We start from the raw sequence: 26,651 nt of genomic DNA, 5'->3' as shown, positions 1-26,651 counted from the left end.
AATTATTAACACTGAAGGAGTTTGAGATGACAGTCGGTATTATCATGGGTTCCAAATCAGACTGGCCAACCATGAAACACGCAGCAGAAATGCTTGACCAGTTTGGTGTCGCTTATGAAACCAAAGTGGTTTCGGCACATCGTACTCCTCATCTGCTGGCCGATTACGCCTCAAGCGCCAAAGAACGTGGTTTACAAGTGATCATCGCCGGTGCTGGCGGTGCAGCGCATCTGCCGGGAATGACGGCAGCGTTTACAAGCCTGCCTGTTTTAGGTGTACCCGTTCAATCACGTGCTCTGTCTGGCCTCGACTCCTTATACTCAATTGTGCAGATGCCAAAAGGTATTGCAGTGGGTACTTTAGCGATTGGAGAAGCTGGTGCCGCGAATGCAGGATTACTAGCCGCGCAAATCATCGGCATTCACAACCCAGAAGTGATGAGCAAGGTAGAAGCCTTCCGCGCTAAGCAAACCCAGTCCGTGTTAGACAACCCAAATCCTGCGGAGGAGTAACGGATGCGTGTTTTAGTTCTGGGTGCTGGTCAGCTGGCGCGCATGATGTCGCTAGCGGGAGCACCACTCAATATTGAGACAATTGCCTTTGATGTCGGTAGCGAAAACATTGTTCATCCCTTAACCCAAACCGTGCTCGGCCATGGATTGGAGCAAGCGATTGAGCAAGCTGACGTTATCACCGCGGAGTTTGAACACATTCCCCATCCGATCCTCGATCTCTGTGCACGCAGTGGCAAGCTTTACCCAAGCGCTGAAGCCATCAAAGCCGGTGGCGATCGTCGTTTAGAAAAAGCGTTGCTGGATCGCGCCCAAGTGGCGAATGCACGTTATTCGATTATCCGCAGTCGAGATGATCTGAGCGCTGCAATCGCTGAGATTGGATTGCCTATGGTGCTGAAAAGTGCGCTAGGTGGCTATGACGGCAAAGGTCAATGGCGTTTAAAAGAGCAAACTCAGCTCGATAATATCTGGAGTGAGTTAGCACAGTATCTAGAGGCAAATCCTGAACAAGCGATTGTGGCCGAAGAGTTTGTGGCTTTTGACCGAGAGGTTTCGCTGGTTGGTGCTCGTAACTTAGCGGGTGACGTGGTGGTTTATCCCTTGGCAGAAAATGTCCATACCCAAGGTGTACTCAGCCTTTCAACAGCGATTGATGCACCAGCTCTGCAAAGCCAAGCAGAAACGATGTTTAAAGCGGTGGCTGAGCAGCTCAATTATGTCGGCGTATTAGCGCTGGAATTTTTTGAAGTGCAAGGCAAGTTACTGGTCAATGAAATCGCACCACGAGTACACAATTCAGGTCACTGGACTCAACAAGGCGCTGAAACCTGCCAATTCGAAAATCACTTACGCGCGGTATGTGGTTTGCCACTGGGTAGCACCAAACTGGTTCGTGAAACCGCAATGATCAATATCCTTGGTGAAGACCAACTCCCCTCTGCCGTGTTGGCGATGGAAGGCTGCCACGTACATTGGTACGGCAAGGCCAAACGCCCAGGACGCAAGATGGGGCATATCAATGTGACCGCCGATTACAGTGGAGAGTTGCAACGCAAACTATGCCAATTAGCGACCGTGTTAGATGAGAAGGCTTTTCCTGCCGTACACGCAGTAGCCAATCAGATTCAAGATTAATAAACACATCTCATGATGTAATAAAGCCGCGTCTAACGCGGCTTTAACTTTGTATGCGATGAGCATGATGAAGCTAGCATTCCTGAATATGTCCACATTGACGATTGGCGCATTGATAACGGAGACCTGCCGCGCTATTTTTCTCAACCATCACCGTAAAGCCACACATGGCACAAGTCTGAGCAATCGGCTTAACGTTGAGCGCAAATTTGCATTTAGGGTAAGCATCACAAGCATAAAATAGCTTGCCGAAGCGAGACTTTCGTTCGATGAGATGACCTTTACCACATTCAGGGCAAGTAATATCCGGAGAGCTTTCCGCTTGATTAGGCGAATCCATCGACTCGATATGATGGCACTGCGGATAATGGCTACAACCAATAAACATCCCGTAACGACCTTGGCGTAGCACCAGCTCATGTCCACACTCAGGACAAGGCACACCTAACTCTTTGATGATATGGCCATCATTTTGATGCAAAGGCTTAATGTAGTCACAACCCGGATACGCAGTACAGCCTAAAAAAGGCCCGTGTTTACCGTGGCGCAGTTGTAATTCTGCGCCACACTGGGGGCAAGGTGAAGATTGCAGCGCATGTTCATGGGCGGCAAACAGTTGTGGGTCGATTTTACTGCTCATAGACAAGTCACTAGCTTAATGCAAAATGCCTTGCTCTTTGCTATACAGCAGTTCTTCCATCACTGTGTAAGCATTTTCATTGCCCGGCACATTGAACAACACCATCAGGATGATCCATTTCAGGTCATCTAGCTCAAACTCATCGGTTTCTAACCCCATGACACGATCGATCACCATCTCGCGCGTTTCCGGAGTCAGCACATTGATATGTTCGAGAAACAACAAAAAACCGCGCGATTCGAGATCAAGTCGCTCAATTTCTTCCGGTGCATAAATTCGCATCGAAGTTGAAGCGCTTTTCGCAATCGCGGTTTGCGCATCGGTCTGTTGCAAAGCCGCTAAATCTTCCAACCAGTGAAGGGCTTTGTAGATGTCTTTTTGGTGAAACCCAGCACGCAGCAATTCATCTTCCAGCTGGTCCTGATCCACTTGCAACTCAGCATCGCTATGGATATAGGTTTCGAACAGATACATCAAAATATCCATCATCATAGCTAGCCTCTCCCCTTTCTAATATAGCCACCAGGTACTGCAACCACATGCCCAAGGAGCTCAAGCTCCAAGAGCTGCATCATGACATCTTGAACCGGTATATGGGTCCGGCTTGCGAGAATATCAATAGGTGTAGCCTCTACTCCTACGTTAGCTAACAGCTCGGGAAATGGCAATTCTTCATCGCCCTGCTGAGCAGAAAAAAGTGTGGCTTGGTAAGGCACTCGCTCAGAGAGTGACCAAGTGAGCGCATTTTTGAGCTCTTGATGAATTTGTTGCACGCTTTGCACTAAACAGGCACCTTGGCGAATTAACTGATTACTGCCTTGACTGGCAGCATTGTAAATCGAACCTGGCACCACAAAAACTTCGCGTCCTTGCTCTGCCGCATAACGCGCGGTGATCAAAGAGCCACTTTTCTCCGCAGCTTCAACCACGACCACGCCAAGCGATAACCCACTAATAATACGGTTACGCCGCGGAAAGTGATCAGCTTTGGGAGGCACATAAGGTGCAAATTCCGAGACTAAAGCACCTTGCGTGATAATTCGCTCCGCCAGTGCTTGATGCTGTTTGGGGTAGATTTGAGTCAAACCAGAACCTAAAACTGCCACAGTTTGCCCTTGCGCTTGCAACGCTCCATCATGGGCATAGCCATCAATGCCAAGTGCAAGGCCACTCACCACCACTAACCCTGATTGAACTAGCTCGCTAGCAAACTGACGCGCAATGTGTCGACCATCAATCGTGGCATTGCGACTACCGACAATCGCCACAGCTGGATCGTGCAAAACCTCCCACATCCCTTCAATAAACAATACCGGAGGCGGAACTGAGATTTCTTTTAATAAGCGGGGATAAAGCGAGCAATGCGGCGTCACTATGTGGCGATTTTTCGCACCATTCCGCCATTGCAAGCATTGTTCAGCTTGCTTGGCGGCTTCCGTGGTTAAATACACCAATTGTTCTGATTTGAGCCCAAGCGCCAACCATTGTTTAGGTGTAAGGCTTTGCAGCTGTGTGGGCGTTTGGGTAGCAAGGAGATGGGAAATAGTCCTGCTACCCAGTTTAGGTGTGAAGCAAAGCGCTAGCCAAATGGCTAAGTCCTGATCCTTCATTAACCAGCATCATTAACCAAATCAGTTTGTTCCTTAGATTGTGCAACCTCAGCTTGCGCCTCTTGGTTTGCAATCTGAGGCGACAGTGCCAGCACATCATGACTGATCGGGGCTGAACTATTGGTGATCAATGCCAAACTAAACCGTTCATAAGGGCGGATCACCATCAAAGTACCGACTTTTAGACTCGGCAATTGCACATCCACATCCGAGCCTTCTTGTTGGTAAGTAAACTCACCTTTCTTATCGCTGACTTTCGCACCCGCTTGGTAGAGTTCAAACATACTGCCCTGCGCAAGGCCATCACTACTGCCTTGATCCATCACCACGACTTGATTCTGCCCTGCATACTGGCTGCCTTCTAGCGAACCGAGAATATGCGCTTCGCTCCCCACTGGAGCTGGCTGCGGATAAAACGTCGTTGAGAGTTGTCGCTCTTCAATATCCACTTCTGGTAACGCAATATCGTTAGCCAAAATCTCTTGGTTTTGCTCTAGCAAACTGAGGCCACTAAAATTGCCCCCAGTCATCGCCAACTCGCCCACCGCCACCAAGCGCAGCGCAACCATTACGTCATCATCACGCTGATATTGTGCGACTTCGCGATAAATGCCCCACTTTTTCTCGGTTTGCACTCCCGTGATATACAGCTGATCTTGCTTGGTCAGATATTTACGGCCATCGCTTGAACCTATCACCCGCACACTATCTTGCAAGGCCGCTTGCGCAATCAAACGGTCAGACTGCAGATAAGGCAGCACTAAACCTTCCTGCACAGTCGGAACGGCCTGTTTTTCCAACACTCGCACTTGTGGGCTCAGTTTACGCATCGGTTTTAAACTCAGTACCGGTTGCCCATCACGCCAAATTAAAGTCAGTTTGTCGCCTGGATAAATAAGATGAGGGTTACCAATCTCTGGATTGATCTGCCAAAGCCTTGGCCACAACCAAGGGCTATCAAGATACAAAGCAGAAATATCCCACAAGGTATCGCCTTTCACCACGGTATAGGTTGTCGGAGCATTTTGTTTAAGAGTCAGTGGAGTTTGCTCATCCGCCATTACCGATTCACCGAGTAATGTGAAAGGTAATAAAGCGCAGGCAATATAACGGGTTAGTCGTGCCATGACCTTGCTTCCTTGGTCGAAAAAATAACGGGGTATTGGAGAAATCACGTCCGGATGCTGTCATTTGGGTCATAAAATGTCTAGAATTGAGCCAACACGCATTAAGCTGTTTCGGCACAGTTCAACATTTCGAGTGTATATGTCTGTATTGCAAGTATTAACATTCCCAGATGATCGGCTGCGCACCGTTGCGAAACCGGTCGAGAAAGTCACCCCTGAAATCCAACAAATTGTCGATGACATGTTGGAAACCATGTATGCCGAAGAAGGCATCGGTTTAGCGGCGACCCAAGTCGATATTCATCAACGTATTGTGGTGATCGATATTTCTGAAACCCGTGATGAGCCAATGGTGCTGATCAATCCTGAAATCATCGAAAAGCGCGGTGAAGATGGCATTGAAGAGGGTTGTCTATCCGTTCCTGGTGCTCGTGCTTTAGTGTCACGTGCGGCAGAAGTGACCGTGAAAGCCTTGGATCGTAATGGCCAAGAATACCGCTTTGAAGCTGACGACTTGCTCGCTATCTGTGTCCAGCATGAGCTAGACCATCTTGCGGGTAAGTTGTTTGTTGATTATCTGTCACCGCTAAAACGCAACCGCATTAAAGAGAAGCTAGAGAAAATCAAACGCTTCAATGAGAAAAAATAATTTACTGTGAGGTAACCTTGAGCCAATCACTACGTATTGTCTTTGCAGGTACTCCGGACTTCGCCGCCCGTCACTTGGCGGCGTTGTTGTCTTCGGAGCACGAGATCATTGCGGTCTACACCCAGCCCGATCGCCCAGCAGGTCGCGGCAAAAAACTCACTGCTAGCCCAGTCAAAACCCTTGCACTTGAACACAACATTCCGGTTTATCAACCTGAAAACTTTAAATCTGAAGAGTCTAAGCAGCAGCTTGCCGCACTCAACGCCGATTTAATGGTGGTCGTCGCTTATGGCTTGCTACTGCCCAAAGTGGTTTTGGATACGCCTAAACTTGGCTGCATTAATGTGCATGGTTCGATTCTGCCGCGTTGGCGTGGTGCTGCGCCAATCCAACGTTCAATTTGGGCAGGTGATAGCGAAACTGGCGTCACCATCATGCAGATGGATGTTGGCCTCGATACCGGTGATATGCTGAAAATCGCGACTTTACCGATTGAAGGGAGCGACACCAGTGCCTCGATGTACGACAAACTGGCAGAACTGGGGCCACAAGCGCTGATCGAATGTTTAAGCGACATCGCTCAAGGCACAGCAGTGGCAGTAAAGCAAGACGATACACAAGCTAACTACGCGCACAAGCTCAGCAAAGAGGAAGCACGTATTGATTGGAACAATGACGCCGTTCATATTGAACGCTGCATTCGTGCCTTTAATCCATGGCCAATGAGCCACTTTGAAGTCGCAGAAAACAGCATCAAAGTGTGGCAAGCGCGAGTGGAAAACCGCGCGGTAGTTCAAGCTCCAGGCTCGATTCTCCAAGCCGATAAGAGCGGAATTTACGTCGCAACCGGTGAAGGCGTGTTGGTGCTCGAAAGCCTACAGATTCCTGGCAAGAAAGCCTTGCCAGTACAAGATATTCTCAACGCGCGTGCCGACTGGTTTAGTGTCGGCAGCCAACTCAGTTAATCCTGAACCCTAGTCAATCGATGGCTAGGGTTCTGCTTTTTTGTTTAGGTTTTATTATGAATGTTCGCGCCGCTGCTGCGTCAGCTCTATACCAAGTGGTTGATTTAGGGCAATCCCTATCCAATGCTTTGCCTGCGGCTCAGCAGCAAATCAGACCGCGAGATCACGCCCTGCTGCAAGAGATCTGCTATGGCGTTTTACGCCAATTGCCACGTTTGGAATCCATCAGCCAAGCTCTGATGGAAAAACCGCTGAAAGGCAAACAACGCGTATTCCACTTTCTGATTCTGGTGGGTTTATACCAATTAAGCTTTATGCGTATTCCCGCCCATGCGGCAGTCGGGGAAACCGTTGAGGGCGCACAGGATCTAAAAGGCCCGCGCCTACGTGGATTGATTAACGCCGTACTGCGTAACTATCAGCGCGATCAAGAACGTTTGGATGCTCAAGCGACCAGTCATGATGCAGGTCGCTACGGTCACCCAGGCTGGTTACTCAAGCTCCTTAAAGAAAGCTACCCAGAGCAGTGGCAACAAATCGTCGAAGCTAACAACAGCAAAGCGCCCATGTGGCTACGTGTTAACCACCAGCATCACACGCATGCTGAATATCAAGCCCTGCTAGAACAAGCAGATATTACCTGCACACCGCATTCTCAAGCCGAAGATGCTCTTTGCTTGGAAACGCCTTGCGATGTGCACCAACTACCCGGTTTCGCGGATGGATGGATTTCAGTACAAGATGCTGCCGCGCAGTTAGCACTGACTTACCTCGCACCTAAAGCCGGAGAGCTGATTTTAGATTGCTGTGCCGCCCCCGGTGGCAAAACCGCGCACATTCTGGAGCGTACTCCGGATAGCCAAGTCGTGGCCATTGATTGTGATGAAACTCGCCTGAAACGCGTGCAAGAAAACCTACAGCGTTTACAACTCAATGCTCAAGTGATTTGTGGTGATGCGCGTTACCCGCAACAGTGGTGGCAAGGCGAGCAGTTTGATCGCATCTTGCTCGATGCCCCTTGCTCAGCAACAGGGGTTATTCGTCGCCACCCAGACATCAAATGGCTGCGCCGCGCAGACGATATCACCGCATTAGCCGAGCTACAGCGCGAAATTTTGGATGCGATGTGGCAACAACTTAAGCCCGGTGGTACTTTGGTGTACGCAACATGCTCGATCACACCTCAAGAAAACTGTTTACAGGTCAAAGCGTTCCTTGAACGTACGCCAGAAGCAAGCTTGGTAGGTTCCGATCCTGCGCAGCCCGGCCGCCAGATTCTTCCGGGAGAAGAATCAATGGACGGCTTCTATTACGCCGTGTTAAGCAAACAGAACTGATTCGGTCAACCAAGGTGAGTCCTCACTCACCTTGGGCGTAAGTAAACAAAGAGAACAGGTTATGAAAATCATCATTCTTGGTGCAGGACAAGTCGGTGGCACGCTCGCCGAAAACTTGGTGGGCGAAAATAACGACATTACCGTTGTCGATAAAAACGCTGACCGACTGCGCGATTTACAAGATAAATATGATTTACGGGTGGTCAATGGTCATGCCAGCCATCCCGATGTACTGCGTGAAGCAGGTGCACAAGATGCCGATATGCTGGTTGCCGTCACCAATACTGATGAGACCAATATGGCAGCTTGTCAGGTGGCCTTTACTCTGTTTAACACGCCTAACCGAATCGCCCGAATTCGCTCTCCGCAGTATCTGGCAGAAAAAGAAGCGCTGTTCCAATCAGGGGCAGTGCCGGTCGATCACCTGATTGCTCCGGAAGAATTGGTCACCAGCTATATCGAGCGTTTGATCCAGTATCCGGGCGCATTGCAAGTGGTGAGCTTTGCGGAAGAAAAAGTCAGCCTTGTGGCGGTGAAAGCCTATTACGGTGGCCCGTTGGTCGGTAATGCACTTTCCGCCCTACGTGATCACATGCCACACATCGACACTCGCGTGGCAGCGATTTTCCGTCAAGGCCGTCCGATTCGTCCACAAGGCACCACCATTATTGAAGCGGATGATGAAGTGTTTTTCGTTGCAGCCAGCAACCACATTCGCTCGGTGATGAGTGAGTTGCAGCGTCTTGAAAAACCGTATCGCCGAATCATGATTGTCGGCGGCGGCAACATAGGTGCAAGCCTTGCAAAACGCTTGGAACACACTTACAGCGTGAAGTTGATTGAGCGAAGTTACCAACGTGCTGAGCAGCTCTCTGAAGAGTTGGAAAACACCATCGTGTTCTGCGGCGACGCCGCCGATCAGGAATTGCTCTCGGAAGAGAACATCGATCAGGTCGATGTGTTTATCGCGCTCACCAACGAAGATGAAACCAACATTATGTCAGCCATGCTTGCCAAACGCATGGGCGCCAAAAAAGCCATGGTGCTGATCCAGCGCAGCGGCTATGTCGACCTAGTTCAAGGCGGCGTGATTGATGTGGCCATTTCACCACAGCAAGCGACCATCTCCGCTCTGTTAACTCACGTACGTCGTGCCGACATTGTTAACGTTTCTTCTTTGCGTCGCGGCGCGGCAGAAGCGATCGAAGCCATTGCGCATGGCGATGAAGCGACGTCAAAAGTCGTAGGGCGTGCAGTGGGTGATATCAAACTGCCACCGGGTACCACCATCGGTGCCATTGTGCGCGGTGAAGAAGTGCTGATCGCCCATGACCGCACCGTTATCGAGCAAGACGACCACGTCGTCATGTTCTTGGTTGATAAAAAATATGTGCCCGACGTGGAAGCTCTATTCCAGCCGAGCCCATTCTTCTTGTAAGGGCTGGCGTCATGCTCAACTTACGCCCCATTACCTTTATCATCGGACTGGTGTTATCGAAACTCGCCCTCTTTATGTATGTGCCAACATTGGTCGCGTTTTTCACCGGTAGCGGCGGTTTCCTCGATTTTGCACAAGCGGTGATCATCACCCATCTGGTTGCCTTTCTCTGCCTAAGCATTGGCCGTACGGACAGTTTTCGCCTCAATGTTCGCGATATGTTCTTGATCACCAGCTTGGTATGGACGATCGCCAGCGCATTTGCGGCCTTACCTTTTGTATTTATCAACCACATCAGCTTTACCGATGCCTATTTTGAAACCATGTCCGGCCTGACGACTACAGGCTCCACGGTACTCAGTGGCTTGGACGATATGCCGCCCAGTATTCTGTTGTGGCGTTCCATCTTGCAATGGTTAGGTGGGGTGGGCTTTATCGTAATGGCGGTAGCGGTACTCCCAATGCTCAATGTGGGGGGATGAAGCTGTTCCAAACCGAATCCTCAGACTGGTCGGATAAAAGCAGCCCACGCGCAAAAACCGTGGCAAAAAATATTGTGGCAGTCTATCTCGTACTCACTGGCTTGTGTTTTGTCGGCTACATCGCCACAGGGATGACCCCCTTTGAGGCGATAAACCACGCCTTTACCACACTTTCAACCGGTGGGTATTCCACCAGTGATAGCTCGATGAATCGTTTTTCGCATGGCGCGCACTGGGTCGCAACCCTGTTTATGTTTCTCGGCGGCTTACCCTTTTTACTTTTCGTGCAAGTATTACGTAAACAGAGCCCTCGCGCCCTCTTTAAAGATGAGCAAGTCCGCGGCTTCTTCTGGTTATTTATGGTTTCGAGCCTGATTGTCGCCACTTGGTTATGGCTACATAACGGCTATGCCATCATAGATGCACTTCGTGTTTCGATGTTCAACATCGTTTCCGTCGTCACAACAACTGGTTATGGTCTGGATGACTTCACGGCTTGGGGCGCTCTTCCCTCAACGATTTTTGCGTTCTTATTGATGGCCGGAGCCTGCTCTGGCTCGACCTCAGGTGGGATCAAAGTATTCCGCTTCCAGATCGCGATGGCACTACTCAAAAAGCAACTACTGAACCTTATCCACCCTTCCGGCATTTTTATCCAGCGCTATAACAAACGTCCAGTCAACGAGGAGATCATCCGCTCGGTGGTTGCGTTTGGCTTGACGTTTTTTATCACTATCGTGGTACTGGCAGGCGCACTCTCCGCAATGGGGTTGGATTCCATCACCAGCATCTCAGGTGCTGTCACCGCGGTGGCCAACGTCGGCCCTGGAATGGGAACCGTGATCGGTCCAACCGGTAATTTTGCGCCGTTGCCTGATGCGGCCAAATGGTTATTGAGCTTCGGTATGTTGATGGGACGCTTAGAGATTCTCACCATCTTAGTGCTGTTTTTCCCCGCCTTCTGGCGCCACTAACAAGAAGAAAAATGATGATGAAAAGGTTCGTTTGGGCGGTTGGTTTAGCTAGCCTGACTCTACAGGCTTTCGCCACAGAAACATTGCAACTGAAAGATGGCCGTTCCGTGCAGCTTAATGATGATTTCACTTGGCATTATGTGTCAGAAAACACAGCCGGCAGCACCACGTCCGTTGCTGTTGCGCCAGTCACTCAACCAACCCTCTCTGCCGTAACCGTCAAAGTGGGGGACAATAGACCGATATTACAACTGAGTGATTCGGGGGTGGATGTAGTACTTAGCAACCCACGCTATGAACAAGGTAAGCTCAAACTCGATAGCGCCATCACCAACCAAAGCAGTCAAGCTGTGATTTCCGTGCGTTTAACAGTGCGAATGCAAGATGCACAAGGGGTTTGGTGCGATGAGCAAGAGGTGACGGTTTGGCAGTCGATTAAACGTATGGCCGAGACATACTTACGCCCACACACCTCCGTGGCGGGGAAACCTCTGGAGTTCACGGTTGACCAGCAACCTGAGTACCCACTGCACGTAACCATTCAGCAAGTCGAGACGCGCTAACCCGTTAGCGCGCCTTTTGAGAATAGCGCACGCCCAGTTTAGATAGGCTCAACATACAGATAGATGGCTAAGAAATGGCACGCACACCCCGCCAGTACAAAAGCATGCCAAATGGCATGATTGTAAGGGATCCGTTTGGCCACATAGAAAATCACCCCGAGCGAATAGATTAACCCACCAGCCGCTAATAAACTTAAACCACCGACATCCAAATGAATCGCCAACTGATAAATCACAATCAGCGAAAGCCAGCCCATGGTCAGATAAGTCACTAGCGAGAGCTTTTTGAAGCGGTAAACAAACGCGATTTTCATTAGGATGCCAATCAAGGCTAGCGACCAAATAACGATCATCAATCCAACCGCCAATGGGGTTCTCAAACTCACCAATAAAAACGGTGTATAACTGCCAGCAATCAACAGATAAATAGCACAGTGGTCAAAGGTTTTGAGCCAACGTTTTGCACGTCGGTAAGGGATAGCATGATAAAGCGTTGATGCTAAAAACAACGCAATCATGCTGCCGCCATAAATGCTCATACTGGTAATAGTCAATGCATCGGCTTGATGATCAACCGCTTTGACTAACAACAGCACTAAACCCACTATCCCTAAAATCAACCCCACACCATGGCTAATGGCGTTGGCGACTTCTTCCTTAAAACCGTAACTATTGGACATATGCACGCGATCCGAGCCTGAAAGTTGCCGTTAGTATCGCACATTGAGCGTACATGTGTTAGCTAAAATTTCATGCCTCCATCAGCAGGTTTGATCGAGAAATTGAACCACTTGCTTGCCCACCTCTTGCGGTGACGTGTGTGCTGACAAGGTTAACTCACGTTTCAATTCTCCGCGGCTAAGTAAACTCGCTAACATACCAGATGCCCCACGTTGATAACGATCCACCTCAAACCAAAGTTGAAGTTTCTCATGATCACGATAGGCTGCAATTTCCACTTCACGCCAACGACCGTGGAAAGACCCCGTGGTAGGGACAAATTCGAACTCTTGAACAAAGGGTAAAGCAAAGCCTTTAGCTTGTTCACACGCCACCTGACGTAAACGCAAACCTTGTGCTTCAAGCGCACTAAAAATAGCATCCATCATCGGATCGGGGCGCACGGTGAGAATATCTTTGTCCGTGGGGTCGAGTGCCATCGTGATATCCAATCCCGTTTCCAACCAGACCTTGGCCTCCCCAATGGTCACCGGCGTATTCCAAGGAATATCGAGTTCAATATCAAAATCTCGGGTTTCACCCGCCTCTATCGTAAATGCATACGGAAGTGACCAACTGGCGAGAGTGTAAGTGTGAGGGATGCGACGGAGCTGCTGTCCTTGCTGCTGGCCACGATCCTCAGCGGCTTCCGCGATATATCGGCAGCAAAGTTTAAGATCGATATTATCGATCTCTTGGGCTGTGCCTCCGCCGTAAACATGGATGATCACTTTAACGGACTGACCGGGGTAGAGCACTTCTTGCTGCAACACTGAGTCAACTTTGGCTGAACCAATCCCAAAACTCGCTAGGGTTTTCTTGATAAACGACATACACACCTCCAGCAGTGAGAACTGCATAGTAAAAACGAACCGAAATCTCACTCAATCGACGCAGAGAAAAATAAATGTTACGCAAAATTGGTCAACTATCGATCATTCTAGTAACTGGTGCTAATCTATCAACGATATGAACGCATATCATTATTCCTGTCTCATTGTTCGGATCGGCAATCGCCAAAAGAGTGAATCGAGGTTTCGTCCTGTTACTAAGCTCCACTCATAATGATTCAGGGTTTACCATCGGCAATGGATATGCCTGACAGTTAGGTTATGTCATGCGCCCAACAACCGTCAGGTTTTCACATACAAACCGTAGTGCAATGCGTCGCCGCAGTGGTTTTGCAGTGGCCCCAGTTGCAAAAAAGACAGCAACAGCCCCCACGCTGGTGGAAAGAAATGCGTTGACCGCATCCCCCGAAACCAAAGTGGTTCAGGCAGCTTAATTAGAAAGCGCAGTTAATCTGCGCTTTTTTCTTGCCGATGAATTGGTATTACCCAACGCTTTTGATACCTTTAGCCACAAATCACTATAAAAATTGTGGAGAAAGTCATGAAATGTCATCGCGTAGAAGAACTGCTACAACTACTTGAGCCCGAGTGGCACAAAGATTCCGAGCTTAATCTGATTCAATTTCTTCTGAAGCTGGCTCAAGAAGCGGGTTATCAAGGTGCACTGGAAGATCTCACCGACGATGTGCTGATCTACCATCTGAAAATGCGCAATAGCGCCAAAGATGAAGTGATTCCCGGGCTCAAAAAGGATTATGAAGATGATTTCAAAACGGCGATTTTACGCGCCCGTGGCGTAATCAAATAATCCCACTCCCCTGTTAATCGACAGAAAATTGCACAAAAGCGGCCTTGGCCGCTTTTTTATTACTTGGTTAATATCGTGAAGAAATGTAAGGAAATTTGTTGTTAAAGGTTGATTGCCTTAAAGAAATAAACTGGAGATTAACGCTATACTTACGCCCTAAAAAGTAATCAGCCCCCTCTAGCCTTCTTACTGAGGGAATGAGCAATGTATTTGAGTGTGAACAACAGAAATCACACCGAATGCCCAGAAAGGATAGTGTCATGAGTCAGGATAAAATCGATGTCAAAGATGTGACTCCTAAAGTGTTCAACCCCAAGACCCACAAAGGCCAGGGCGGAGATCGCTTTAACCCAAGCAATCGCATCTATGTTCGTGAAAGTAAAGGTACTTATCAGAAATTACGCCGTTATGGTGGCTGGTTTCTGCTGCTCCTGTTTGGGTTAGTGCCATGGATTTCTTATGGTGATCGACAAGCCATCTTACTTGATATCGGAAATCAACAATTTAACTTCTTTGGTACCACTCTCTACCCGCAAGATCTCACTCTGCTCGCGCTACTGTTTATGATCGCCGCCTTCGGCCTGTTCTTTATCACCACCTTCTTAGGCCGAGTCTGGTGTGGTTATCTCTGCCCGCAAACCGTATGGACGTTTATGTACATCTGGTTTGAAGAGAAACTGGAAGGCAATGCCAACAAAAGACGCAAACAAGACAACAGCCCAATGACGGCAGAACTTGTTGCACGTAAAGCCCTTAAACATCTGGCTTGGTTTGCGATTGCGCTAGTCACTGGATTTACCTTCGTGGGCTATTTTGTCCCCGTCCGCGAACTCGTCATTGATTTCTTCACTTTTAACTCCACCTTTTGGCCAGTGTTTTGGGTGATGTTTTTTGCCATTTGTACTTACGGGAATGCCGGCTGGATGCGCTCGATCATGTGTATCCACATGTGCCCATATGCACGTTTTCAATCTGCCATGTTCGATAAAGATACGTTTATCGTAGGGTACGATGCCGCACGTGGTGAACAACGCGGCCCACGCTCTCGTAAAGCCGATCCTAAAGAACTCGGGTTAGGTGACTGTATTGACTGTGATCTCTGCGTGCAAGTGTGTCCAACCGGTATCGATATTCGTGATGGTCTACAGTACGAGTGCATCAACTGTGGTGCCTGTATTGATGCTTGTGACAACACCATGGAACGTATGGGCTACGAAAAAGGACTCATTAACTACACCACCGAGCATCGCCTTTCAGGCAAGCACACTAAAGTATTGCGCCCGAAACTGCTTGGCTACGGTGCTGTACTGCTGGTCATGATTGGTTTGTTCTTTGTCCAAGTAGCCTCGGTTGACCCTGCCGGGCTCTCAGTATTACGTGATCGTACCCAGTTGTTTAGAACCAACAGCTCCGGTGAAATTGAAAACACTTACAACTTAAAAGTGATCAACAAAACCCAGCAACCACAAACCTATCAACTCTCGGTAAAAGGATTGGATCAGGTCTCTTGGTATGGTAAGCAAACCATCGTCGTTCAACCCGGAGAAGTGCTCAATCTCCCGATGAGCCTTGGTGTCAAACCCGAAAATCTTAGCTCTGCGGTAATGACAATTCAGTTTATACTGCATGACGAAAGCCACCAATTTACCCTGGAAGTCGAGAGCCGATTTATTCAAAAGCTCTGACCGACATCAGTATGGAAAAGGGCTCAGTAATGAGCCCTTTTTATTCAATGACCCAAGCCACTTTTCATTTTGATGCTTTAACTCCAGATCTCATTTGGTATGCGCTGGAGAGTATCGGTATTCGCGCCGAGTCTGGATTTTTGCCACTCAACAGCTATGAAAACCGCGTTTACCAATTTACAGATGAAGAACGTCGTCGCTTTGTGGTGAAGTTCTATCGTCCCCAACGCTGGACTAACGAACAGATCCAAGAAGAGCATGATTTCGCCTTAGAACTAGAGCAAGAAGAGATCCCAATCGTTCCGCCACTGAACATCAATGGTGCCACCCTGCATTACTACCAAGGCTACCGTTTTGCCCTGTTTACCAGTATGGGCGGCCGCCAATACGAAGTGGATAACGAAGAACACTTAGAATGGGTTGGGCGCTTCTTAGGTCGCATTCACAAAGTCGGGGCGAGCAAGCCATTTATCCATCGCCCTTCGCTCTCGCTGGATGAATATCTGCATCAACCAAGGCACATCCTTGAGTACAGCCACTGTATTCCCGCCCATTTACAGCGGGTATTTTTTCATGATCTTGATCTCTTGATCGCGGAAATCAAGCAGCATTGGGTACCCACCCAACCTCAGATCCGCCTGCATGGAGACTGTCACCCTGGCAACATTCTGTGGCGTGATGGCCCAATGTTTGTCGATTTGGACGACGCGCGTAACGGTCCAGCAATTCAAGACTTATGGATGCTATTGCATGGTGATCGCCAAGAAAAACTACTGCAATTGGATATCTTGCTTGAAGGTTACCAAGAGTTTTGCGATTTTAATCACCAAGAATTGAAACTAATCGAGCCTTTGCGTGGTCTACGCATGGTGCACTACATGGCATGGCTCGCAAAACGTTGGCAAGATCCGGCTTTTCCTATCGCGTTTCCTTGGTTTAATGATGCGAAATACTGGGAAAATCAGATCCTCGCTTTTAAAGAGCAGATTGCCGCTCTGCAAGAATCCCCGCTGTCACTGCAACCGCAGTGGTAAGCAAACACAATAAAATTCAATGGAGAAAGTCATGAAAAAGCTGTTTGCCCTGGTTGCAACTCTGATGTTAAGCGTTTCAGCCTATGCCGCTCAATTTAAAGAAGGCGAACATTATCAAGTACTGAAAACGCCGGTATCTTCTACGCCGATGGTCAGTGAGTTTTTCTCATTCTACTGCCCGCACTGTAACACTTTCGAACCTATTATTGCTCAACTGAAACAGCAGTTACCTGAAGGCGCTAAATTCCAAAAAAACCACGTCTCTTTCATGGGCGGTGCGATGGGTAAAGCGATGAGCAAAGCTTACGCGACCATGATTGCACTCGAAGTGGAAGATAAAATGGTGCCGGTGATGTTTAACCGCATTCATACGCTACGTAAACCACCAAAAGATGAACAAGAACTGCGTCAAATCTTCCTCGATGAAGGGGTAGATGCAGCAAAATTTGATGCCGCTTATAACAGTTTTGCGGTTGACTCTATGGTTCGCCGTTTTGACAAACTGTTCCAAGACAGTGGTTTAACGGGCGTTCCTGCCGTCATCGTCAACAATCGCTATCTAGTGCAAGGTCAATCCGTAAAGTCGCTTGATGAATATTTTGAACTGGTGAATTTCTTGCTGACTCAAAAGCAGTAATTCAAACCGATACTCAGGTGTTGGAAAACATGAAGGGAGCCAATGGCTCCCTTCACTTTAACAAACTCTCAGCACTAATCGGCTTTATAAATCTGCTCTAAGCGCTGATCTTTACGTTGCCAAACATCACTCAACCATAACTGAAACTGACGTTTAAACTGCTTGTCGGTGAAATAATCACCTTGCACCTGATCATCAACGGGTAGCAAATCAATGTGTACCACAATACGCTGCATACGCCCCATCAATAAATCACGAAACGGTTTTGCTCGGTTATCGGGATAAGCTAAGGTCACATCAATAATATGCTCGAACTGCTCACCCATTGCGGCTAACGTGTAGGCAATGCCACCAGTTTTCGGCTGCAATAAATGCTGATAACCCATGCCGCAACGTTGCTGCTTCTGTGAGTTAAAACGCGTCCCTTCCACATAGTTTACGACGGTGGTGGGAACCGAGCGGAATTTTTCACACGAACGGCGCGTCGTCGCTAAATCTTGACCGCGTTTGTGCGGATTACGCAGCAAATACTCACGCGAGTAGCGGCGCATAAACGGCATATCCAGCGCCCAACAGGCCATGCCAATGAATGGTACATACAGCAGTTGCTGTTTGAGGAAAAATTTCGGCATCGGGATACGGTCTTTAAACACGCAACACAGCACCACAATATCCGTCCAACTCAGGTGATTGGAAATCAGCAGATACCACCCCTGCTTACTTAGGGTTTCACCGCCTTGAATATCCCACTCAACCCGATTGGAAAGCTGCAAAACCCAAGCGTTTACACTCGCCCATGACCACATCACCCAGTTTGCGGCTTGTGTGGCATGCGCTTTCCATGCCGCTGACGGCAGCAAGAGTTTAATCAAAGCAATAAAGCAGATCAGCAGCGAATGGAGTGCCGAGTTCAGCACCACGAAAGTCACATTCAGCGCAAGGAGCAAGTAAGCCAACATAGTTCTCAGTTCAAAGATGAGTAAAAAAACAGCGTGTGATTATACAAACTTGTCATCGTAATGAAACATGAACTCTGCAGGTCAGAGTACTAGACGTTTTGCGCACTGAGCTGTTTGAGTAAGCGGTCCATGGCTCGATAGCCCAACGCCTCGGCCAAATGTGGACGAGCGATCTGCGCTTCACCTTGCAAATCCGCTATGGTTCGCGCCACTTTAATGATGCGGTGGTAAGCCCGAATCGATAAACCCAAGCGATGCAGCGCACTTTCCAAAAATTCGGCATCAGTTTTGACCAAAGGACAATATTGTTCAATTTCTCGGCTTTGCAGCAAGGAATTCACCTTACCAGAACGTACAAGCATTCGCTCCCGAGCAGCCAACACTCGCTGGCGCACAGCCGCAGTCGATTCACCACGATCACCACCATTGGCCAAGGTGCCCTTCGGTAAGGCAGGGATCTCTATCGACATATCAAAGCGATCCAACAAAGGGCCAGAGAGCCGACTCAAATAGCGCAAAATACTCTGCGGATTGGCACGCGCCTGACTGCCCTCGTAATAACCCGTGGGGCTTGGATTTAACGCGCCGACTAATTGAAAGCGTGCTGGAAAACGGGTTTTCCCCTGCGCGCGAGAAATCACGATCTCGCCTGATTCCAACGGTTCACGCAGTGAATCCAACACTTTACGCTCAAACTCCGGCATTTCGTCCAAAAACAGCAGACCATTATGGGCAAGCGAGATTTCACCGGGGCGCGGAATGGTGCCGCCACCGACTAAAGCCGCCATTGAGCTTGAATGGTGCGGCGCACGAAAAGGGCGTAGCTTCCAGTTGTGTTGGTTAATCTCTTGCTGCGTGAGGGACGCAATAGAGGCTGTTTCCATCGCCTCTTCATCACTCATTTCTGGCAGTAAATCGCACAGCCGTGAAGCGAGCATAGTTTTACCCGTCCCAGGAGGGCCGAGAAACAGCAGGTTGTGATTGCCAGCCGCTGCGATTTCTAACGCACGCTTACCCTGTTGCTGACCAATAATATCCTGTAAATCGCGGGTAGTTGGTATCTCCAACACACTTGGTGCACTTTGAAATAACGACAGGTTCTGCTGTCCACACAGATCGGCACATACTTCCAATAAGCTTTGCGCAGATTTATGCCGCTCACTCCCGACTAACGCCGCCTGATCGCCATTACAGTGTGGCACCACTAAACAGCGATGGACTTGATTAGCCGCGAGTGCGGCAGGCAATACCCCTTTCACGCCACGAATTTCACCCGATAGCGCCAGTTCACCAATAAATTCGCAACTTTCGAGCTTAGTTCGCGCAATTTGATCCGAGGCTGCCAAAATGCCAAGTGCAATCGGCAAATCAAAACGCCCTCCCTCTTTAGGCAGATCTGCAGGGGCTAAATTGACCGTAATGCGTTTCGCTGGAAACTCAAACCGAGAATTAATGATCGCACTACGCACTCGATCGCGTGACTCTTTTACCGTGGTTTCCGGCAACCCAACTAAGGTAAACCCCGGCATTCCATTACTGATGTGAACCTCAACCGTAACCGGAGGTGCCTGCACGCCAATACTGGCGCGGCTATGAATGATCGCAAGTCCCATTGCATCCCTTAGTATTTGATCAAAAAGCATTCAGCGCCTGAAAGTGTGGCGATAAAAAGCACAGAATGGGTTATATAGCGTGATGAGATAAAACGGGAATGTGAAAAAAGAATGAGTTTTTGCTTGTCATGTAACGAAGATGTGTGTTAACACTAGAAGCGCAAACACATTGGTAAGATATTAGTTCAACCTTAACAACGAATTTACTATGAACTTGAACGCTCGCATCAACGCTCTAATTAACCTAATTATCGTGGTCATTCTAGTGACAACGCGGGGGCGAGTGGGCGAAAAATAAGTAACCGAATCCAAGAAACCCCCGCACTGAAAAGTCCGGGGGTTTTTTTACAACTCAGACAGACCAAAAAAAGCACATTCTGAATAAGTTACACCCAGCAACTGATGAATACCGAATCGGTAACCCTCAGTGGGATAACCCCAGAATAAGCAGGAAGAATGGGAGCGGCACATGAAGTGCAAACACAACACACAGGAAGGCAGCGACACGTATTGTTGCCATAAGGAGGCACGATGACCGGAGCACAGTTAGTCGTTGCCGCATTAAAACAGCAGGGCATCAAAACCGTTTTTGGTTACCCTGGTGGCGCTATCATGCCGATTTATGATGCGCTGTATGACGGAGGTGTCGAGCACATCCTCTGCCGCCATGAACAAGGTGCGGCCATGGCTGCGATTGGTATGGCGCGCTCAACTCAACAAGTCGCGGTGTGCATGGCCACATCTGGCCCCGGCGCCACCAACTTGGTGACAGGTTTGGCCGATGCCTTTCTTGATTCGGTTCCGCTGGTCGCCATCACTGGGCAAGTTGCCAGCTCACACATAGGCACCGATGCGTTTCAAGAGATGGATGTGATCGGCATGTCGCTCTCTTGTACCAAACACAGCTACTTAGTCACCGACATCAACGAGCTGGCACCAACTCTGGCAGAAGCGTTTGAAGTTGCAAAAACTGGTCGTCCCGGCCCAGTGTTGGTAGACATCGCCAAAGACGTACAGCTCGGCAAAGCGCCGGTCTCCGCTTTGCCAAGCTTTACTCCCCCCGCCATGCCACATGTGGATGCTACACAGCTAGCCAACGCACAAGCTCTGCTCGCGCAAAGTAAACGCCCTGTATTGTATGTGGGTGGCGGTGTACAACTGGCGAATGCAACAGACACAGTGCGTGAGTTTTTACGCCTAAACCCTATGCCTTCAGTCAGCACACTCAAAGGCTTAGGAACCATCGAGCGTCACGACCCACACTATCTTGGCATGCTGGGCATGCACGGCACCAAAGCGGCAAACTTAATCGTACAAGAGTGTGATTTGCTGATCGCGGTTGGCGCGCGTTTCGATGACCGCGTGACAGGCAAGCTCGATACCTTTGCGCCTCATGCCAAAGTGATCCATATCGATATCGATGCCGCCGAGTTCAACAAACTGCGTCATGCCCATGCTGCACTGCGCGGTGATATCAACCTCATCCTGCCGCAGTTGGAACTGAGCCACGATATTTCACCTTGGGTGCATCGTAGTGAGAGCCTGCGTAGCGGGTTCAAATGGCGCTACGATCATCCGGGCGACAACATCTTCGCACCACTGCTGCTCAAGCAACTGTCGGACATGATGCCGGACTCTTCGATTGTCTCGACCGATGTCGGCCAACACCAAATGTGGGCAGCGCAGCACATTCAGCCACGCGCACCACAAAACTTCATCTCGTCCGCAGGTCTTGGCACCATGGGCTTTGGTTTACCGGCGGCAATGGGTGCTGCGGTTGCGCGTCCTGACGATCAATCGATCCTGATCAGCGGTGATGGCTCTTTCATGATGAACGTGCAAGAACTCGGTACGCTCAAGCGTCGCCAGATCCCCGTCAAAATGGTGCTGCTGGATAACCAACGTTTAGGCATGGTGCGCCAATGGCAGTCACTGTTTTTTGATGGTCGCCACAGCGAAACCATTTTGGATGACAACCCAGATTTCGTGATGCTGGCCAAAGCCTTCAACATCCCCGGCAAAACCATCAGCCGCAAAGAAGAAGTCGAACCTGCATTACGTGAAATGCTGGCTAGCAAGACCGCTTATCTGCTGCACGTGCTGATTGATGAAGAAGAGAACGTGTGGCCATTGGTGCCACCGGGCGCATCCAACACTGACATGCTTGAGAACACCTAGGGAGAGGCCACATGCAACGTTATCTACTCGATATTAAAGCGGACGATAAACCGGTTTTATTAGAGCGCGTTTTGCGCGTGACGCGTCATCGTGGATTTGTCATCAAGCAAGTCGCGGCAACACAAAATCATGAAAGCAAAATCGCCAGCGTTGAGATCATTGTCGACAGTGACAGACCGATCACGACCCTGACCAATCAAATTGAAAAACTGTGGGATGTGCGTACTGTGGAAGTCACAGCGATCAGAAATGACGAGCTGCCCAATAACAATTTACAACAAAAGATTTGCGCATAAGGAAGGCAATCATGGCAACAAAAACTGCTGATTACATTTGGTTCAATGGCGAGATGATCCCATGGGCGAATGCGACCGTTCACGTACTCACCCATGCAATGCACTACGGCACTTCGGTGTTTGAGGGCGTTCGCTGCTACAACACTCCAAAAGGCCCTATCATCTTCCGCCATCGCGAACACGCGCAGCGCCTGCTTGATTCTGCCAAAATCTACCGCTTTCCAATCCCTTATTCGATTGAGACCATCATGGAAGCGACGCGCGAAACCTTACGCGTGAACAAACTCGATAACGCTTACATTCGCCCATTGGCGTATGTGGGTAACGTGGGTCTCGGCGTGTGCCCGCCAGTCGGCACCGAAATGGATCTGATGATTGCCGCTTTCCCTTGGGGTGCTTACCTCGGTGAAGAAGCGCTAGAAAATGGCGTGGATGCCATGGTTTCAAGCTGGCATCGCGCTGCACCGAACACCATTCCAACCGCGGCAAAAGCGGGTGGTAACTACCTATCTTCTCTACTGGTTGGTGGTGAAGCACGTCGCCACGGTTACGCGGAAGGTATTGCGCTGAGTGTAGATGGTTATCTTTCTGAAGGTGCGGGCGAAAACATTTTCGTGGTGAAAAACGGCGTGATCCTGACGCCACCGACCACCAGCTCAATCCTGCCGGGTATCACCCGTGATTCGATCATGACGCTGGCACGCGACATGGGTTATGAAGTGCGCGAAGCCAACATCTCGCGTGAAGCACTCTATCTGGCTGATGAGATTTTCATGACCGGCACCGCCGCCGAAGTGGTTCCTGTGCGTAGTGTGGATAAGATCACCGTTGGCTCAGGTAAACGCGGCCCAATCACCAAAGTGGTACAAGATGCTTACTTTGGCCTGTTCAAAGGCACCACGGAAGATAAGTGGGGCTGGTTGGATTACGTTTACCCAGAAGCGAAGTAAGGAGTTTCCATGCCTAAATACCGTTCCGCCACGACCACACACGGACGTAATATGGCGGGTGCGCGCGCATTGTGGCGCGCCACTGGCGTCAAAGAGGAAGATTTTGGCAAGCCGATCATTGCGGTGGTCAACTCCTTCACTCAATTTGTTCCCGGCCATGTGCATTTAAAAGATCTCGGCCAACTGGTCGCACGCGAAATTGAAGCCGCGGGCGGCATTGCCAAAGAATTCAACACCATTGCGGTCGATGACGGTATCGCCATGGGCCACGGCGGCATGCTCTACTCGCTGCCATCGCGTGAACTGATCGCCGATTCCGTCGAATACATGGTTAACGCGCACTGCGCCGATGCCATGGTGTGTATTTCCAACTGTGACAAAATTACTCCGGGAATGCTGATGGCGGCGATGCGCCTTAATATTCCGGCGATTTTCGTCTCTGGCGGCCCGATGGAAGCGGGAAAAACCAAGCTTTCTGACCAAATCATCAAGCTCGACTTGGTCGATGCCATGATGCAAGGCGCTGACCCCAAAGTATCGGATGCCCAAAGTGAGCAGATCGAACGCTCGGCCTGTCCTACTTGCGGCTCTTGCTCGGGGATGTTTACCGCCAACTCGATGAACTGTTTGACCGAAGCTCTTGGCCTCTCTCAGCCGGGTAACGGCTCACTACTCGCCACTCATGCCGATCGCAAACAGCTATTTTTGACTGCAGGGCAACGCATTGTTGAACTGACCAAACGCTACTACGAACAAGATGATGCTTCGGCTCTGCCACGCAACATTGCCAACAAAGCGGCGTTTGAAAACGCGATGGCGCTAGACATTGCGATGGGGGGCTCCACCAACACGGTGTTACACCTATTGGCAGCAGCGCAGGAAGGCGATGTTGCGTTTGATATGACCGATATCGATCGCATGTCTCGTCAAGTGCCACACTTATGTAAAGTCGCGCCTTCTACTCAGAAATACCATATGGAAGATGTGCACCGTGCCGGTGGTGTGATGGGGATTTTGGGCGAGCTGCAACGCGCGGGCCTACTCAATGACCAAACCCGCACTGTATTGGGCATTTCGCTGCAAGAGCAGCTTGCACAATACGATGTGAAACAGAGCGAAAACCAAGCGGTACGAACTATGTTCCGCGCAGGTCCTGCAGGTATTCGCACCACTCAAGCTTTCTCACAAGATTGTCGCTGGGATACGCTCGATGACGATCGCCAAGAGGGTTGTATCCGCGATAAAGCACATGCTTACAGCCAAGATGGCGGCCTTGCCGTACTCAAAGGCAACTTGGCGCTGGATGGCTGTATCGTAAAAACCGCTGGCGTGGATGAAAGTATCCTCAAATTCCGTGGCCCTGCCGTGGTATTTGAAAGTCAGGAAGATGCGGTCAGCGGCATTCTTGGCGGCCAAGTCAAAGCTGGCGATGTCGTGGTCATTCGTTATGAAGGCCCCAAAGGTGGTCCGGGCATGCAAGAGATGCTCTACCCAACCACCTACCTCAAATCGATGGGACTGGGTAAACAGTGCGCTCTGCTGACTGATGGTCGCTTCTCGGGTGGCACGTCGGGCTTGTCGATTGGTCATGCCTCTCCGGAAGCGGCGAATGGCGGTACGATTGGCTTGGTACGCAGTGGCGACAGCATCGCGATTGATATTCCAAACCGCTCGATCACGCTGGAAGTCAGCGAATCAGAGCTGGCGGTTCGTCGCGCTGAGCAAGATAAACTCGGCTGGAAACCTGTGGATCGTCAACGTACCGTTTCTTTGGCGCTTAAAGCCTATGCCAGCATGGCAACCAGTGCAGACAAAGGTGCAGTGCGCGATAAGTCCAAACTTGAGGGCTAAGTCATGGGATCAACCAATCAAACTGGCGCAGATTATCTGCGCCAGATCTTACGCTCTCCGGTGTATGAGGTAGCCAACGTCACGCCATTGCAAACCATGCCGCGTCTTTCGGCGCGGATTGGTAACCAAGTGCAGATCAAACGTGAAGATCGCCAGCCTGTGCACTCGTTTAAACTGCGCGGCGCTTACAACATGGTGTCGCATCTGAGTGAAGATCAGAAAGCAGCGGGCGTGATTGCGGCTTCCGCAGGCAACCATGCTCAAGGCATGGCGCTGTCGGGGACTAAACTTGGCATCAAAACCACCATCGTCATGCCACGCACCACGCCGGACATTAAAGTTGAAGCGGTACGCGGATTTGGCGGCGAAGTGCTGCTGCACGGCAGCAATTTCGATGAAGCCAAAGCTGAAGCAGAACGTCTAGCCAAAGAACAAGGCTACACCTTTGTGCCACCGTTCGATCACCCTTTGGTGATTGCAGGACAAGGCACGATTGGCATGGAAATGCTGCAACAAAATGGCCACTTGGATTACATTTTTGTGCCTGTCGGTGGCGGTGGTTTAGCGGCGGGAGTGGCGGTTCTGGTGAAACAGTTGATGCCGGAGATTCAAGTCATTGCAGTTGAGCCAGAAGACTCTGCCTGCCTCAAAGCCGCCTTAGATGCGGGTAAACCTGTGGTGCTGGATCAAGTCAGCATGTTTGCAGATGGTGTCGCTGTAAAACGAATTGGCGATGAAACCTTTCGCCTTTGCCAGCAGTACATTGATGGGCACGTGACGGTTTCCAGTGATGAGATCTGCGCGGCAGTGAAAGACATCTTTGAAGATACGCGCGCCATCGCTGAACCTTCTGGCGCATTGGCGCTGGCTGGGCTGAAGAAATTTGCCGAACAGCAGCAGCTCAAAGGCAAGCAGTTGGGGACGGTACTTTCTGGTGCCAACACCAACTTCCACGGTTTGCGTTATGTTTCTGAACGCTGCGAACTGGGTGAAAAACGCGAAGGCTTACTCGCAGTGACCATTCCAGAACGCAAAGGGGCATTTTTCGACTTCTGCCAAATTATTGGTAACCGTGCCGTCACTGAATTTAACTACCGTTACAGTGATGACCAACTGGCCAATATCTTTGTCGGTGTGCGTTTAGTCGGCGGTCCAGAAGAGCTGAAATCCATCATTCACGAGCTGCGCCAATCCGGCTATCCGGTGCAAGATCTCTCCGATGATGAAATGGCTAAGCTGCACATTCGTTACATGATTGGCGGGCGTCCTTCCAAACCGCTGACCGAGCGTTTGTACAGCTTTGAGTTTCCTGAATACCCCGGTGCACTACTCAAATTCTTGAGCATGCTCGGCACACACTGGAACATCAGCTTGTTCAACTATCGCAACCACGGCGCAGACTACGGTCGCGTGCTGTGTGGCTTTGAACTGGATACACCAGACCTAGTGCGCTTTTCAGAGCATTTGGTTGAACTCGGTTATCGCTATAAAGATGAAACCGATAACCCTGCGTATCGTTTCTTCCTGGCTAAATAGTCTTCGCCCCACCTTGTTGTGGGGCTCTTTCTTGCATGAACGTAAAATGGTTTTCGCTCATCCACACTTCCAATCTTGTTGAAAAAACACTCATTCCAT

At 49.8% G+C, this 26,651-nt stretch carries 24 protein-coding genes and 1 pseudogene; 17 read left to right on the top strand and 8 right to left on the bottom strand.

The genetic code is table 11. The features are described 5' to 3' along the window. The first annotated feature begins 26 nt into the window (after positions 1-26). Both purE and EPB59_RS12530 read left to right on the top strand, forming a co-directional pair. Positions 27-512: a 5-(carboxyamino)imidazole ribonucleotide mutase gene (purE, locus tag EPB59_RS12535; RefSeq protein WP_000215768.1), complete on the top strand. Its 486-nt coding sequence runs from the start codon at positions 27-29 to the stop codon at positions 510-512. 3 nt (positions 513-515) lie between these two features. Next, positions 516-1,649, top strand: a complete 1,134-nt coding sequence (locus EPB59_RS12530; RefSeq protein ID WP_154173023.1) for a 5-(carboxyamino)imidazole ribonucleotide synthase — start codon at positions 516-518, stop codon at positions 1,647-1,649. A 73-nt stretch (positions 1,650-1,722) separates the two neighbouring features. On the opposite strand, the gene EPB59_RS12525 is transcribed toward EPB59_RS12530, so the two are convergent. From EPB59_RS12525 to EPB59_RS12510, 4 genes are read right to left on the bottom strand one after another with little or no spacing between them, the layout of a single operon-like run. Further along, positions 1,723-2,289, bottom strand: coding sequence for a DNA topoisomerase family protein (locus EPB59_RS12525; protein ID WP_195707008.1), 567 nt, complete (start codon positions 2,287-2,289; stop codon positions 1,723-1,725). 15 nt (positions 2,290-2,304) lie between these two features. Further along, positions 2,305-2,781, bottom strand: a complete 477-nt coding sequence (locus EPB59_RS12520) for a DUF494 family protein (RefSeq protein ID WP_055051992.1) — start codon at positions 2,779-2,781, stop codon at positions 2,305-2,307. A 2-nt stretch (positions 2,782-2,783) separates the two neighbouring features. Continuing rightward, complete coding sequence (gene dprA / locus EPB59_RS12515) at positions 2,784-3,899, bottom strand: DNA-processing protein DprA (protein WP_154173019.1); 1,116 nt, start codon at positions 3,897-3,899, stop codon at positions 2,784-2,786. Continuing rightward, entirely contained in the window at positions 3,899-5,026 is a 1,128-nt protein-coding gene (locus EPB59_RS12510) for a LysM peptidoglycan-binding domain-containing protein (RefSeq protein WP_195707007.1), read from the bottom strand. The genes dprA and EPB59_RS12510 overlap by 1 nt, the downstream gene beginning before the upstream one ends. Positions 5,027-5,165: 139 nt before the next feature. On the opposite strand from EPB59_RS12510, the gene def reads away from it, so the two are divergent. The 6 genes and pseudogenes from def to EPB59_RS12480 all read left to right on the top strand — a co-directional run bounded on the left by def (position 5,166) and on the right by EPB59_RS12480 (position 11,434). Beyond that, positions 5,166-5,675 carry a peptide deformylase gene (gene def / locus EPB59_RS12505; protein WP_000115005.1) on the top strand — a complete coding sequence of 170 codons (510 nt, stop codon included), beginning with the start codon at positions 5,166-5,168 and terminating at the stop codon, positions 5,673-5,675. Positions 5,676-5,692: 17 nt separating this feature from the next. Beyond that, the gene (fmt, locus tag EPB59_RS12500) at positions 5,693-6,640 is read left to right on the top strand and encodes a methionyl-tRNA formyltransferase (protein WP_154173016.1); all 948 of its coding nucleotides are present in this window, start codon (positions 5,693-5,695) and stop codon (positions 6,638-6,640) included. Positions 6,641-6,696: 56 nt separating this feature from the next. Then, on the top strand, positions 6,697-7,977 hold the full coding sequence (gene rsmB, locus EPB59_RS12495; RefSeq protein ID WP_195707006.1) for a 16S rRNA (cytosine(967)-C(5))-methyltransferase RsmB: 1,281 nt from the start codon (positions 6,697-6,699) through the stop codon (positions 7,975-7,977). A 61-nt stretch (positions 7,978-8,038) separates the two neighbouring features. After that, a complete protein-coding gene (gene trkA / locus EPB59_RS12490) occupies positions 8,039-9,415 on the top strand; it encodes a Trk system potassium transporter TrkA (RefSeq protein WP_000691365.1) in 1,377 nt (458 codons plus the stop codon). 11 nt (positions 9,416-9,426) lie between these two features. Further along, a pseudogene (locus tag EPB59_RS12485) lies at positions 9,427-10,871 on the top strand (TrkH family potassium uptake protein). 17 nt (positions 10,872-10,888) lie between these two features. Then, positions 10,889-11,434 carry a DUF3157 family protein gene (locus EPB59_RS12480; protein ID WP_195707115.1) on the top strand — a complete coding sequence of 182 codons (546 nt, stop codon included), beginning with the start codon at positions 10,889-10,891 and terminating at the stop codon, positions 11,432-11,434. Between the two features lie 38 nt (positions 11,435-11,472). On the opposite strand, the gene trhA is transcribed toward EPB59_RS12480, so the two are convergent. Beyond that, positions 11,473-12,114: a PAQR family membrane homeostasis protein TrhA gene (gene trhA / locus EPB59_RS12475; RefSeq protein WP_055051986.1), complete on the bottom strand. Its 642-nt coding sequence runs from the start codon at positions 12,112-12,114 to the stop codon at positions 11,473-11,475. Between the two features lie 81 nt (positions 12,115-12,195). Next, the gene (locus EPB59_RS12470) at positions 12,196-12,987 is read right to left on the bottom strand and encodes a sporulation protein (protein ID WP_154173014.1); all 792 of its coding nucleotides are present in this window, start codon (positions 12,985-12,987) and stop codon (positions 12,196-12,198) included. A gap of 559 nt (positions 12,988-13,546) precedes the next feature. Between EPB59_RS12470 and EPB59_RS12460 the strand changes: the two genes are divergently transcribed. The 4 genes from EPB59_RS12460 to EPB59_RS12445 all read left to right on the top strand — a co-directional run bounded on the left by EPB59_RS12460 (position 13,547) and on the right by EPB59_RS12445 (position 17,169). Next, entirely contained in the window at positions 13,547-13,813 is a 267-nt protein-coding gene (locus EPB59_RS12460; RefSeq protein ID WP_000649656.1) for a YihD family protein, read from the top strand. Positions 13,814-14,073: 260 nt separating this feature from the next. Beyond that, positions 14,074-15,498 carry a cytochrome c oxidase accessory protein CcoG gene (ccoG, locus tag EPB59_RS12455; RefSeq protein WP_055051984.1) on the top strand — a complete coding sequence of 475 codons (1,425 nt, stop codon included), beginning with the start codon at positions 14,074-14,076 and terminating at the stop codon, positions 15,496-15,498. 47 nt (positions 15,499-15,545) lie between these two features. Then, positions 15,546-16,532 (top strand): serine/threonine protein kinase, encoded by a 987-nt coding sequence (locus EPB59_RS12450; RefSeq protein ID WP_055052000.1) that lies wholly within the window; start codon positions 15,546-15,548, stop codon positions 16,530-16,532. A 31-nt stretch (positions 16,533-16,563) separates the two neighbouring features. After that, a complete protein-coding gene (locus EPB59_RS12445; RefSeq protein WP_055051983.1) occupies positions 16,564-17,169 on the top strand; it encodes a thiol:disulfide interchange protein DsbA/DsbL in 606 nt (201 codons plus the stop codon). A 74-nt stretch (positions 17,170-17,243) separates the two neighbouring features. On the opposite strand, the gene EPB59_RS12440 is transcribed toward EPB59_RS12445, so the two are convergent. Both EPB59_RS12440 and EPB59_RS12435 read right to left on the bottom strand, forming a co-directional pair. Beyond that, positions 17,244-18,128: an acyltransferase gene (locus EPB59_RS12440; protein WP_154173012.1), complete on the bottom strand. Its 885-nt coding sequence runs from the start codon at positions 18,126-18,128 to the stop codon at positions 17,244-17,246. Between the two features lie 89 nt (positions 18,129-18,217). Further along, entirely contained in the window at positions 18,218-19,741 is a 1,524-nt protein-coding gene (locus tag EPB59_RS12435; protein ID WP_154173010.1) for a YifB family Mg chelatase-like AAA ATPase, read from the bottom strand. Positions 19,742-20,272: 531 nt separating this feature from the next. Between EPB59_RS12435 and ilvG the strand changes: the two genes are divergently transcribed. Genes ilvG through ilvA form a run of 5 tightly spaced genes read left to right on the top strand, consistent with a single transcriptional unit; the run spans position 20,273 to position 26,552 of the window. Then, positions 20,273-21,919, top strand: a complete 1,647-nt coding sequence (ilvG, locus tag EPB59_RS12430) for an acetolactate synthase 2 catalytic subunit (protein WP_154173008.1) — start codon at positions 20,273-20,275, stop codon at positions 21,917-21,919. Positions 21,920-21,930: 11 nt separating this feature from the next. Further along, the gene (ilvM, locus tag EPB59_RS12425) at positions 21,931-22,215 is read left to right on the top strand and encodes an acetolactate synthase 2 small subunit (protein ID WP_001190201.1); all 285 of its coding nucleotides are present in this window, start codon (positions 21,931-21,933) and stop codon (positions 22,213-22,215) included. A gap of 11 nt (positions 22,216-22,226) precedes the next feature. Then, a complete protein-coding gene (ilvE, locus tag EPB59_RS12420) occupies positions 22,227-23,165 on the top strand; it encodes a branched-chain-amino-acid transaminase (protein ID WP_000212002.1) in 939 nt (312 codons plus the stop codon). Positions 23,166-23,174: 9 nt separating this feature from the next. Next, positions 23,175-25,016, top strand: a complete 1,842-nt coding sequence (ilvD, locus tag EPB59_RS12415) for a dihydroxy-acid dehydratase (protein ID WP_001127455.1) — start codon at positions 23,175-23,177, stop codon at positions 25,014-25,016. A gap of 3 nt (positions 25,017-25,019) precedes the next feature. Beyond that, on the top strand, positions 25,020-26,552 hold the full coding sequence (ilvA, locus tag EPB59_RS12410) for a threonine ammonia-lyase, biosynthetic (RefSeq protein ID WP_154173006.1): 1,533 nt from the start codon (positions 25,020-25,022) through the stop codon (positions 26,550-26,552). The last annotated feature ends 99 nt before the right edge of the window (positions 26,553-26,651 follow it).

Source organism: Vibrio metoecus (genome assembly GCF_009665255.1).
GTDB classification, from domain to species: Bacteria; Pseudomonadota; Gammaproteobacteria; order Enterobacterales; family Vibrionaceae; genus Vibrio; species Vibrio metoecus_B.
This window is presented reverse-complemented; position numbering and strand designations above follow the sequence as displayed.